The following is a 12,339-nucleotide window of genomic DNA, read 5'->3' on the forward strand; positions in this document are numbered from 1 at the left end:
TAAAAAAATAAGTCAAAACCAATTGTTTAAAGTTACTTCGCTAAGTAGTTTTAGCATCCTGATACGATTAATTACTGGTTTTTTGTCATCTAAAGTAATTGCCTATTTTGTTGGTCCTTCAGGAATGGCTTTGATGGGAAATTTGAGAAGTTTTACATCATTATTAGAATCTGTTGGAACACTTGGAATTCAGAATGGCGTTTTACAAAATGTTGCTAAAAATCATCGAGATAGAGTAAAACTAAATCATTTTGTACGCCTTATTTTTTGGACACTTTTGTTTTTCTCGCTTTTAATTTCTACCGTTTTAATTTTTGGAAATTCGTATTTTGGAAAAATGATTTTCAATCGCCAATCGGAGTATAATTTTATTTTAAATTTTGTTGCTTTTTTTCTTCCATTTCAAGTTTTTCATCTCTTTTTTATTACGGTTTTAAATGGTTTTAGTTATTACAAAAAAGTGACTTTTATTTCAATTTATGGTTATATAGCTAGTTTGCTTACTTCATTTATTTTTATTTGGTTTTATGGAGTATTTGGTGCTTTGGTTTCCATTTCCATAACTTCTTTTTTATTGTTTTTATTTTCAAGTTTTTATTTTTTTAAAGAGTTTTCTTTTGGAATTATTTTCAAAAGAATTCAAATCGATTTCAGTGTTTTAAAAGGATTGATTCCATTTGGAATTATGTCACTTTTTACGGCTGTTTTAACTCCTATTTTATACATTTTTATTCGAAATCTTATAGCTAAAGAAGTTTCTATTGAAGCTTCAGGTTGGTTTGAGGCGATGCAGAGAATTTCGGGATTTTATTTTATGTTTATTTCAACTTTAGTAAGTTTTTATTTCTTACCAGAATTAATCAAAACCTCTTCTGAACATGAAAAAATAGCTATTACAACTAAGTTTTTTAAACAAGTTATTCCTGTTTTTTTAATAACTTTAATAGGTGTTTATTTCTGCAAAGATTTTATAATTAAATTATTGCTAACATCTGATTTTTATCAAGTGAGAGAATTATTTGCTTGGCAACTTGTAGGAGATTTTTTCAAAGCAATGTCACTAATTTTAGGAATTCGATTTTATGTAATTAAAGACTTAAAAGGCTATCTTCTTACTGAAAGTATATCTTTTTTAGTCTTTTTTGTTGCTTCTTGGTTTTGGATTCCAATCTATGGTGCGATTGGAGCTGTAATCAGTTATGCAGCTACTTATGTAGTTTACTTTTTAGCTTTGGTAGTCTATTTTAGAAAAGTTATTTTTAAGGCTTAAATGCTTTTCAAACGTACCTTAATTTCCAATAAAAAAAGTTTAAAAAGTAACTTGAAGTGTTTTGCTTTTATGAATTTATACATTTCAAATCGAATTCTTCCCAACAATGCTTTGTGTTCGTCTTTTGTTTTGTTTAAATGATATGCTTTGACTAAAATTTTTAAAGTAGATTCGTTTAACTTTTTTGCTCTCAAATTGTTTTCAATCAAAAAATGAGAACTTAAAGAATCAGAAACAATTCTTTTTTTTGCCAAAATTTCAGGAATGTATTCAAATTCAAAATCTCTAGAAGTTCTAATCCATAAATCTAAATCTTCGTAGGCCAAATCTTCGTCATAATATCCCAATTTTTCCAAAACCGATTTTTTAATCATTGAAGAAACCGAACAAATTTTGGTTGTTCTACCAATCACCATTTTGTAAATATCACCACTTTCTGGACGATCTTCTTCTTTGTAATAATTATTTAGGAAGTTTCCGTTTTTATCGATTTCGATTAAATTTCCGTAAACAATACCCAGGTTTTTATACTTTGAATTTTGAAAAGTTGTAACTTGTTTTTCAATGCAATTCGGTACTAATAAATCATCTGCTGCTAAATCAATGATAAATTCGCCTTTTGCTATTTTAGCCAATTGATTGAAGGTTTTGGTGTTGCCCAAATTCTTTTCATTAGAAGAAAAATGTACTTCAGGATGATTTTTTACCCAATCTTTAATTACTCCGATAGAATTATCACTACTACAATCATCTGCAATTAGCAATTCAATATTTGGGTAGGTTTGATTAATGACAGAATTCAAGGCTTCCACTACGTAAGCTTCGTGATTGTAAGACAAACAAATGACACTAACAAGCGGAAAATTTTGCATATTGGGTTTTTAAATCTATTTTTATGCTAAATTACTAAACTAATTCAACCGAAATGAAAAACCACTCAAAAAAACCATTAAAAGTAGCCATTGTTGGCTATAAATTGGCTGAAGGTGGTTTGGAAAGGGTTTTTGGAACTACAACAAAAATGCTTCATGATGCTGGAATAGAAGTACATACTTTGGTTTTAGAAGACAAAATTGATTATGAGTTTGGTGGGAAATTAGTAGCTTTTGGACAATATTCGAAGTTTGTTAAGTATTTTAAATTACGAAATTACCTAAAAAACCAGCAATTTGATTACGTAATCGATTTTCGTCATCGTATCAATCCAAAAATGGAGTGGGTGTTTTTGAATTTTATTTATCGGAATTTAAATTCCATTTATACCATTCATAGTAGTAGATTGGAAACATATTTAACGGATAATGATTTTATTGCGAAACAAATGCTTCAAGAAGCTCATAAAATTGTAGCGGTTTCCAATTTTATCAAACAAAAAATTGAAACTAAATTTGATTGTAAATTGGTTGAAGTTATTCCGAATTCGGTTTCAATTCGTTCGTATTCAACTACTGAAAAATTACCTTTTGAATATGTAATTGCTGTTGGAAGATTAGTTCAATTAAAACAATTTGATAAGCTAATTGAAAGTTATGCGAATTCTAATTTGCCTCAGAAAAACACTCATTTGGTAATCTTAGGAACAGGAGAAGAGCAAGATAAATTAGAAAAGAAAATTTTTGATTTGAAATTAGAAACTAAAGTTCATTTGTTAGGTTTTAAAGAAAATGTTTTGAATTATATTTCAAATGCGAAGTTCTTGGTTCTATCAAGTCAGTACGAAGGTTTTCCAATGACTATTTTAGAATCATTAAGTATTGGAATTCCTGTAATTTCATTCGATTGCGAAAGCGGTCCAAACGAAATGATAATCAATAATCACAATGGGATTTTAGTAGAAAATCAGAATTTCACTGAATTAACTCACAAAATGAATATCTTTGTTGAAGACGAAATTTTATATCAAAATTGCAAAAATAACTCGGTTTCGAGTGTTGCAAAATTTCAGTCGGAAGTTGTAGTAAACCAATGGTTACAGATGTTAAATTATGGAAATTAAAATTGTAAATATCCCTAAGATTGAAGATCCAAGAGGTAATTTATCCGTTATCGAAAAGGAAGTGGTGCCGTTTGAAATCAAACGCGTTTACTATTTGTACGATGTTCCTGCTGGAGCAGAACGTGGCGGACATGCACATAAAAAATTACAGCAGTTTTTAGTAGCGCTTTCAGGAAGTTTTGATGTAATTCTAAACGACGGAAAAGAGGAAAAAATAGTTACTTTAAACAAACCTTTTGAAGGTTTATTAATTACCAATGGTATTTGGCGTGAATTGAAAAACTTTTCTTCGGGAGCAGTTTGTTTAGTAGTGGCTTCTGATGTGTTTGAAGAAGCAGATTACATCAGAGGATTTGAAGATTTTTTAGCGATTTCGGCTAAGTAAATTTTCATAAACGTTTACTAAATCTGAAAAATGTTTTGCAAATGTTTTAGTAACTAAATAATTTGGAATATTATTTTCTAATTCGCTTTTTAAACCTGAATTTGAAAGAAGTTCGACCATTTTTTCTTCCAATGCTTCCTGATTTTTGAAGGAATAAGTTAGTCCTACATTATATTGCTCAATTTCATTTTTAATTCCAACTAAATCACTTGTGATTACTGTTTTACCAAAAGCAAGACTTTCTAAAATTACATTGCCATACGCTTCTAAATATTCACTCGGAACCACTGAAAATTTCGAATTAGCATAAATTTTATGTAATTCTTCACGTGATTTATTTCCTAAAAATGAAACGTTTTTCAGTTCGTTATTTTCTATAAAAATTTGAAGTTCTTCTATTTGATTACCATCTCCAACTATCCATAATTTCTCATTTGGAAATTGTTTGGAAATGTTTTGAAATGCTTTTAATAAAGTCAAAATCCCTTTTTCGGGAACCAATCTCCCAACAAACATAATATAGTTTCCTTCTGAATTGGAATTTTGGTTTTGCTCTATAAGTATTGGATTTGCTAATGTTTTGCCTTCTTTTTTAAAATGTTTTGAAACAAATTGTGTTAAATTTTCGGATGGCGTTAAAAAATAATCAATATGTTTTTTGATAATACTTTTATGATGCGATTGTTTTAAATACAACAAAGTATCAAACAAAATATTTCGTTTTGGTTGATGATGTAAAATACATTCTAAAGCGCTTTCGTGTTTATGAAGTACTTCATTTTTATCATTCAGCATATAGTTTTTCGGGCAGATGTAATAATAATCGCGAAAAGAAAACACAATCGGAATTCCTTTAGATTTCGCAAATTCCATGAAATGTGGTGTTACTGGTGCGCCAATGCTGAAACAGTGAATTACGTCAGGTTGAAAACTTTCAATTTCTCGAATAATTTCTTGCGTGATGGTTTTGTGGTAGATTTTTTCAACCCAATTGGTTTTTATTTTATCCTTCCCAAACCATTTAAAGATGTAATCAGAATTGTTTTTTTCGGCATACTGAATCAATTCATGCAAATAGTGTTCAACTCCTCCAAGTCGATTTTCACTATTAAAATTATTGATAATCAGTATTTTCATCCAATATAAATTTTACTAAAATAGGTCAATCGAAACACATTGAAAACAAACAAAGACGGATTATTTCCTTTAAGTTGATGCTCTAAAAATTTTCCAAAAACAGAATAAAAAACAGCTAACAAATACGTGATTTTAAATGTATCTAAATTAGAAACTAAGCTTACCATTTTGCTGTATTCTTTAGTAATAAGTTGTTTTTTATAAAGTAAGTATAAATTATCTAACGAGTTTTTAGTTTTTTCAAAATAAACGGCATTGGTATCAATATCGTCATGTTGAACTGGATTATGAATATGTTTGATTTTAGCGTTCATTTTTTGAAGTTCAAAAGAAAAAAGCGTGTCATCGTGACCATATTTTTTAAAAGAACTATCAAATTTAATGCGATTAAAAACCGATTTTTTTATCAAAGTGTTATTGAACAAAGTAGCTCGATAGGTATTTTTATTTCTTTGGTCAACCGTTTGATCTTCCATGAATTTGCCATATTTCCAACGAAGCAATTGTTGATTTGATGGTGCTTTTTCAGCGTGAATTCTTCCACCATATACTACTTCGTAATCAGGAATTTGATCAACGAAATTTTTTATGAAATTTGGAAAAGGTAAAACACAATCGCCATCTAAAATTAGTAAATTTTCATATTGAGATTGACTAACTAAAATATTTTTATTTTCACGATAACCTACATTTTTCTCCAAAGAAACATAACTACAATGAGAAAGTAAATTGATTTTCTCGTTCTCTACATTATGAATCGAATTTGAGGCGTCATCTTGTGTTAAAATCTCAAAATCGATTCCTAAATCAAGACATTGTTGATGAATTTCTTTTACTAAAGGCAAAAGATTGTAATGGTATATCGTTATTAAAATCGATAGCATTTACACCGATCTTTGAACTACTTCGAACATTTTTCCACCTTCAAATTTTAAAGTTTTTGAAGGGTATTTTAAAACTAAAGCATAATCGTGAGTTGCCATTAAAATAGTTTTTCCATTCGCATTAATTTTGCGAAGTACTTCCATGATTTCTACACTAGTTTGTGGGTCAAGATTTCCTGTTGGTTCATCGGCTAAAATGATTTCTGGATCGTTTAATAAAGCTCTTGCAATCCCAACACGTTGTTGTTCTCCACCAGAAAGTTGGTGTGGCATTTTATTAGCAAAACCTTTCATTCCAACTTTATCTAAAACTTCTTCGATTTTAACTTCCATTTCTTCTTTTTCTGTCCAGCCTGTTGCTTTAAGAACGAATAATAGATTTTCTTTTACACTTCTGTCAGAAAGTAATTTAAAGTCTTGGAAAACTACGCCTAATTTTCTTCTCAAATACGGAATGTCGTCTTCTTTTAAAGTGTTTAAATCGTAATCCACTATGCTGCCTTCGCCATCCGTTAAGGCTAAATCAGCATACAATGTTTTTAAAAAACTACTTTTTCCCGAACCTGTTCTACCAATTAAATAAAGAAACTCACCATGTTTTACATCGATGTTTACATCGGTTAAAACTGGATTTTTATCTTGATAAATCGTTACGTTTTTTAAGGATAGAACTGTTTGTGACATATTTTTGATGGATTTTAAAATGTAAAAGTAATAACTTATGGTTCTGTATCAAAATTTTAAGTTGATTTCAATTAAAAATTGTGTATTTGGTTAAAAACTATGTTCAAAAATTGTACAATAATATGTTAAGAACCTTCGTTAATACTTTCAATAAGCCTTATATTTGGAACTTATAAATAACGAATCAAATGATAAAGTATTTAAAACTTTCTTTTTTAGTGTTGTTCTTCTCGGGAACACTTTTTGCCCAACAATCTTCTGTCTATACACACGAATTAACGGAGTTCAACAGAGCAGTTGAATTGTATAAAGACAAGCAATACCAAGCAGCCCAAATTTTATTCGACAAAGTAAAATCGAAAACTGATAATATGGAAGTAGAATCGGATTGTGCTTACTATATTGCTAATTGCGCGATTCGTTTGGATCAAATGGGAGCAGACGTTTTAGTTGAAAGTTTTGTAGAAGATTATCCAACGAGTACAAAGACTAATCAAGCATATATCGAAGTAGCGCATTATTATTTTGATCAAGGAAATTATCCAAAATCATTAGAATGGTTTGATAAAGCGGATTCGAATAGCATGTCGCAAGCCGATAGAGAAAAATATAATTTCCAAAAAGGTTATGCGTATTTCACAGCTAAAAACACGAAAGAAGCTACAAAATACTTCAACCAGGTAGTGAATTCGAAGACTTTTGGAAGTCAAGCGAAATATTATTTAGGTTATATGTCTTACGAAACGGATGATTATAAAAGCGCTAATCAATATTTCGAGCAAGTTTCAGACCAAGATAAGTACAAAGAGAAAATGGGATATTTTCAAGCCGACATGAATTTCAAGCTTGGGAATTTCCAAAAGGCCATTGATTTAGGTGTAGAACAACTGCCAAAATCTAAAGGGGAAGAAAAAAGCGAATTGTCTAAAATCATTGGTGAAAGTTATTTCAATTTGAAAAAATATGACAAAGCACTTCCTTATTTATTAGCTTATAATGGTAAAAAAGGAAAATGGACAAATACCGATTTTTACCAATTAGGTTACACCTATTACCAACAAAAAGATTACGAAAACGCCATTTCACAATTCAATAAAATCATTGACGGAAATGATGCTGTGGCTCAAAATGCATACTATCATTTAGCTGAAAGTTATTTGAAAACCGATAAAAAACAACAAGCGTTAAATGCTTTCAAAACGGCTTCTGAAATGGAATTTGATTTAAAAATTCAAGAAGATGCGTATTTGAATTATGCAAAATTGAGTTACGAAATCGGAAATCCTTATCAATCGGTTCCTGAAGTATTAAATGCTTACGTGGCTAAATATCCAAACACGCCTTATAAATCGGAAATCAATACGTTGTTGATTAGTTCGTATATCACTTCAAAAAATTATAAAGAAGCGTTGGTTTTATTAGAAAAAAATAAATCTCCAGAAAATAAATTAGCGTATCAAAAAGTAACGTTTTACAGAGGTTTAGAATTGTATACCGATGGCGATTACAAAGGTGCTTATGCGTTATTTAAAAAATCGTTAGCCGAAAATAAAGATGCAAAATTCACCGCAAGAGCTACTTTTTGGAAAGCGGAAACTGAGTATAATTTAGACCAATTTGAAGAAGCAAAATTGAGTTTTAAACAGTTTTTGAATTCATCTGAAGCTTCAAATACTCCTGAATACGCAAATGCAAATTACAACTTAGCGTATTCGTATTTCAAGTTGAAAGAATATGAAAATGCAATTCAATACTTCGATTCGTATACCAAATCTGTAAATGAGGATAAAATTCGATTGACAGATGCCTATTTACGTTTGGGTGATTGTAATTTCATGGCAGCAAAATATTGGCCAGCTATGGATGCTTACAACAAAGCTATCGACATGAAAAGTGTTGATGCTGATTACGCAGCATTTCAAAAAGGAATTAGCTACGGATTTGTGAGCAAACCAGATCGTAAAATTGAAGATTTAGAGAAATTTGTAAAAACATATCCTTCTTCTCAATATGCAGATGATGCTTTGTATGAATTAGGTAATACTTACGTAAATCAAAATCAAAACGACAAAGGAATTGCAACTTATGATAAATTAATCAGCGGATACAAATCTAGTTCGTATGTGGCAAAAGCCATTTTAAAACAAGGTTTGATTTACTATAACTCAAGCAAAGAAGATTTAGCTCTAGGGAAATTTAAAAAAGTGGTTGCAGAATATCCAAATTCACCAGAATCTATCGAAGCCGTTTCAACAGCTCGTTTGATTTATGTAGATAAAGGTCAAGTGGATGAATATGCGGCTTGGGTTAAAACCTTATCATTTGTAGAAGTTTCTGATGCGGATTTAGATAACGATACCTACGAATCGGCTGAAAAACAATATTTACAAAACAACAGCAAGCAAGCTATTTCAGGATTCTCAAGTTATGTGAGTAAATTTCCAAACGGATTACATGCTTTGAAAGCGAATTTCTACTTAGCGCAATTATATTTTGCAGATAACTTAGAATCAAATTCAGTAAAACATTACGAGTTTGTAGTTTCAAAACCAAGAAACGAATTCACCGAACAAGCTTTAGCGCGTTTGTGTCAAGTTCATTTGAAAGCTAAAAATTACGACAGCGCGATTCCAGTTTTAAAACGTTTGGAAACCGAAGCAGATTTCCCGCAAAATACTACGTATGCACAATCTAATTTAATGAAATCATATTACGAAAAACAAGATTTCACTAATGCCGTTGTATATGCTGATAAAGTATTGAAAAACGACAAAATCGATGACAGAATTAAAAGTGATGCTCAAATTATCGTAGCGCGTTCTGCTATTAAAACAAATGATGAAGCTAAAGCGAAAGAAGCGTATGCAAAACTTCAAAAAATTGCAAAAGGTGAATTAGCAGCCGAAGCTTTGTATTACGATGCCTATTTCAAGAATAAAGAAGGCAAGTTTGAACCATCAAATGTTGTAGTGCAAAAAATTGCTCAAGATTATTCAGGATACAAATATTACGGAGCGAAGAGTTTAGTAATTATGGCGAAAAACTTCTACGGATTAAAAGATAGTTTTCAAGCGACTTACATTTTAGAAAGTGTTATTGAAAACTTCAAAGAATATACAGATGTAATCGAAGAAGCTCAAAAAGAATTAGATTTCATCAAAGGAGAAGAAGCTAAACGTAATTCATCAATCACAAATTAATAAAAATCAGATAATTGTCATACTGTACTTGTTTCAGTATCTAGTATCTCATTTAAAAATATAGAAAATGAAGAAATTAAATATAATCGCCTTAGTTTTAGTCGTATTCGGAATCCAATTTTCTTTTGCCCAAGTAAAAGATGAAAACATTGGTTCGGAAGTGGTAAACATTGTGAAACCATACACACCAACTATTTCAGATGCCTTTAAGGTAAAAGAAACGCCATTGTTAGATGACGAAGACAATCAGCAAAAAGAAGTAATTCAGTACAATATTTTCTCGTTTCCGGTTGCTTCAACGTTTACGCCAGCAAAAGGAAAAGCAGCTGGTGTGGACAAAATTGAAAAAGAAAAATTATACAACAATTACGCCACGTTAGGTTTCGGAAATTACCCAACTATCAACGCAGAATTGTTCATTACACAAAATTTAAGTAGAAGCAATTACGTAGGCGGAATGTTACGTCATTTGTCGTCTCAAGGCGGAATTAAAGATTTGGTTTTAGATGATAAATTCTACAACACAAGTTTAGATGTAACGTACGGAGTTCGTGAACGCGATATGAGTTGGAATGTAGATTTAGGCGTGAAAAACCAAATTTACAATTGGTACGGTTTACCAACAGAAACCATTTTCTTTGATGATCCAACGATTGCAGGAATCGATTCAAAACAAACTTACAATACAATCGCTTTAGGCGGAAAAATGAGTTTTAAAGACGGAATTTTTAATGATGCTAGCATGCAATTCAAACGTTTTTCGGACGGATTGGATTCAGGAGAAAATCGTTTTTTCATCAAGCCAAATTTCGATTTCGATGTGATGAATCAAAAAGTTAAAGCAGATTTCGTAGTAGATTATGTAGGTGGAAGTTTTGAAAGAATGTACGATGTAGATTCGGAATTAAAATACAGCACTATTATTGCAGGAACAAAACCAAGTATTTTATACCAACAAGATGATTTATCGGTTCAAATTGGAGCTGGAGTATATTATGCAACTGCAAAAATCAATGAAGAAAGTGATGGGAAGATTTTTATTTATCCAAACATCAAAGCATCTTATAAATTAGTAGGTGATATTTTAGTCGCTTACGCTGGAGCAGAAGGTGATTTAGAGCAAAATTCGTATGCTGATTTCGTAGATCAAAATCCGTTTGTCTCGCCAACGTTATTTATTGCGCCAACGGATAATAAATTTGATTTGTATGTTGGGATGAAAGGTAAATTAGCCAATTCAGTAGCGTTCAATGTTAGAGCTTCTAATAAAAATCAAGCAGATAGAGCGTTATTTGTAAGCAATGGTTTTGATGGAACTGGAACAAATACAAATGGTTATGCTTATGGAAATTCATTCGGAGTTGTGTATGACGATTTGAACACGCTAAGTATTTTCGGGGAATTGAAAGCCGATTTCTCTAAAAATGTAACTTTCGGAATCAACGGAACATACAATAATTACTCAACCGATACACAAGCGGAAGCTTGGAATTTACCACAATTGAAAATTGGTTCAACCGTAGATTTTGATATCAACGAAAAATGGTACGCAGGAGCGAATGTGTTTTTTGTTGGCGAAAGAAAAGATTTAGTTTCAATTCAAGATGATTTAACGATTAATCCAGGAACTTTCACTACAACAGCAATAACTTTAGATAGCTATTTCGATTTGAATGCTCACGTAGGCTACAAATACAACGCAAGATTAACCGCTTTCTTAAAAGGAAACAACTTGGCCAATCAACAATACAACCGTTGGGCAAATTTCCCAGTACAAGGGATTCAGGTGTTGTTAGGGGCAAACTATAAGTTCGATTTCTAAAACTTCAACATTCAAAATTCCAAGTTCGTTGTTCAATGTTAAAAAATTTTGAATATTTAATTTTGAACAACGAATTTTGAAGTTGAGTAATCGGTTTTATTAGGTTTTTAATCAGTAAAAAATCAAAATGTATTTTAAATTTTTTATTCTATCGGCTTTATTTTTTCTTTTGGTTTCTTGTGATGGCTTTCAGTCTATTGATGGAATGATTGTTGATAATGAAACACATAAGCCAATTTCTGATGTTCTGATAACAGATTTTAAAAAGGGTGATACTCTAGGATTTACAGATGAACAAGGATATTTCGAAATCCATCAAATTAAAGGTTTTCCAATTGGTGATAAAGAATTAACCGTTGTTATTTTTAAAAATGAATATATTCAAGATACAATTACTTTTATTAATAATGAAAACAGGTTTGTGAAATTGGTAAGAATAGCAGAAAAATAATAAACTTAGCACCTTACATTACGAACTTTGCTATAAACCATGACATTCAAACAAAAAATAAAATCCCATTATCAAAACCTATTATCTGAAAAAATAAGCGAATTGCGTTTTATGATTTCCGATTTAGCTCAAGATGCGCAAAACGATGCGAAAGGTTCGGCTGGCGATAAGCACGAAACCGCTTTATCGATGATGCATTTGGAGCAAGAAAAACTCAATCAAAAATTAGCAGAAATCATCGGTCAAAAAAATAGCGTTGATAAAATTGATGCGGATGCAATTCATACCAAAGTTGCTCTGGGAAGTTTAGTTCAAACCAATGAAATGCTGTTTTATATCAGCGCCGCTTTGCCAAAAATCCAACTCGAAAATAAGACGATAATTGCTGTTTCACCACAATCGCCATTAGGAAGTCAATTAATGGGGAAAAGTCTCGGAGATGAGGTTGAAATCAATAACAATCGATTCCAAATTAAAGCAATTGAATAAAATGTAAACCACTCACTCGAG

The 12,339-nt window shown here is 30.9% G+C and carries 11 protein-coding genes; 7 read left to right on the forward strand and 4 right to left on the reverse strand.

The window, feature by feature from the left end; all coding sequences use genetic code 11:
• Positions 1-82: 82 nt before the first annotated feature.
• Entirely contained in the window at positions 83-1,270 is a 1,188-nt protein-coding gene (locus C8D80_RS10265) for an O-antigen translocase (protein ID WP_242004801.1), read from the forward strand.
• Here the strand turns inward: C8D80_RS10265 and C8D80_RS10270 are convergent.
• Positions 1,267-2,142 (reverse strand): glycosyltransferase, encoded by an 876-nt coding sequence (locus C8D80_RS10270; RefSeq protein ID WP_133610030.1) that lies wholly within the window; start codon positions 2,140-2,142, stop codon positions 1,267-1,269. The two genes, C8D80_RS10265 and C8D80_RS10270, sit on opposite strands and share 4 nt — an antisense overlap.
• A 53-nt stretch (positions 2,143-2,195) precedes the next feature.
• On the opposite strand from C8D80_RS10270, the gene C8D80_RS10275 reads away from it, so the two are divergent.
• A complete protein-coding gene (locus tag C8D80_RS10275; RefSeq protein ID WP_133610032.1) occupies positions 2,196-3,266 on the forward strand; it encodes a glycosyltransferase in 1,071 nt (356 codons plus the stop codon).
• A complete protein-coding gene (locus C8D80_RS10280; RefSeq protein WP_133610034.1) occupies positions 3,256-3,651 on the forward strand; it encodes a sugar 3,4-ketoisomerase in 396 nt (131 codons plus the stop codon). Before C8D80_RS10275 ends, C8D80_RS10280 begins: the two co-directional genes overlap by 11 nt.
• Here C8D80_RS10280 and C8D80_RS10285 read toward each other — a convergent pair.
• The 3 genes from C8D80_RS10285 to C8D80_RS10295 are packed head-to-tail and all read right to left on the reverse strand — an operon-like array spanning position 3,631 to position 6,356.
• Entirely contained in the window at positions 3,631-4,788 is a 1,158-nt protein-coding gene (locus C8D80_RS10285; protein WP_133610036.1) for a glycosyltransferase family 4 protein, read from the reverse strand. The genes C8D80_RS10280 and C8D80_RS10285 overlap by 21 nt on opposite strands.
• The gene (locus C8D80_RS10290) at positions 4,785-5,672 is read right to left on the reverse strand and encodes a glycosyltransferase family 2 protein (protein ID WP_133610038.1); all 888 of its coding nucleotides are present in this window, start codon (positions 5,670-5,672) and stop codon (positions 4,785-4,787) included. Before C8D80_RS10290 ends, C8D80_RS10285 begins: the two co-directional genes overlap by 4 nt.
• Positions 5,673-6,356 (reverse strand): cell division ATP-binding protein FtsE, encoded by a 684-nt coding sequence (locus C8D80_RS10295; protein WP_133610041.1) that lies wholly within the window; start codon positions 6,354-6,356, stop codon positions 5,673-5,675.
• A gap of 188 nt (positions 6,357-6,544) precedes the next feature.
• On the opposite strand from C8D80_RS10295, the gene C8D80_RS10300 reads away from it, so the two are divergent.
• The 4 genes from C8D80_RS10300 (at position 6,545) to C8D80_RS10315 (ending at position 12,318) form a co-directional block, all read left to right on the forward strand.
• Complete coding sequence (locus C8D80_RS10300; RefSeq protein WP_133610043.1) at positions 6,545-9,556, forward strand: tetratricopeptide repeat protein; 3,012 nt, start codon at positions 6,545-6,547, stop codon at positions 9,554-9,556.
• 67 nt (positions 9,557-9,623) lie between these two features.
• Entirely contained in the window at positions 9,624-11,378 is a 1,755-nt protein-coding gene (locus C8D80_RS10305; RefSeq protein ID WP_133610045.1) for a porin family protein, read from the forward strand.
• 127 nt (positions 11,379-11,505) lie between these two features.
• Complete coding sequence (locus tag C8D80_RS10310; protein WP_133610047.1) at positions 11,506-11,829, forward strand: hypothetical protein; 324 nt, start codon at positions 11,506-11,508, stop codon at positions 11,827-11,829.
• A 39-nt stretch (positions 11,830-11,868) separates the two neighbouring features.
• Positions 11,869-12,318 carry a GreA/GreB family elongation factor gene (locus C8D80_RS10315; protein WP_133610050.1) on the forward strand — a complete coding sequence of 150 codons (450 nt, stop codon included), beginning with the start codon at positions 11,869-11,871 and terminating at the stop codon, positions 12,316-12,318.
• Positions 12,319-12,339: the final 21 nt, after the last annotated feature.

This window comes from Flavobacterium cheniae (genome assembly GCF_004363695.1).
GTDB lineage: Bacteria > Bacteroidota > Bacteroidia > Flavobacteriales > Flavobacteriaceae > Flavobacterium > Flavobacterium cheniae.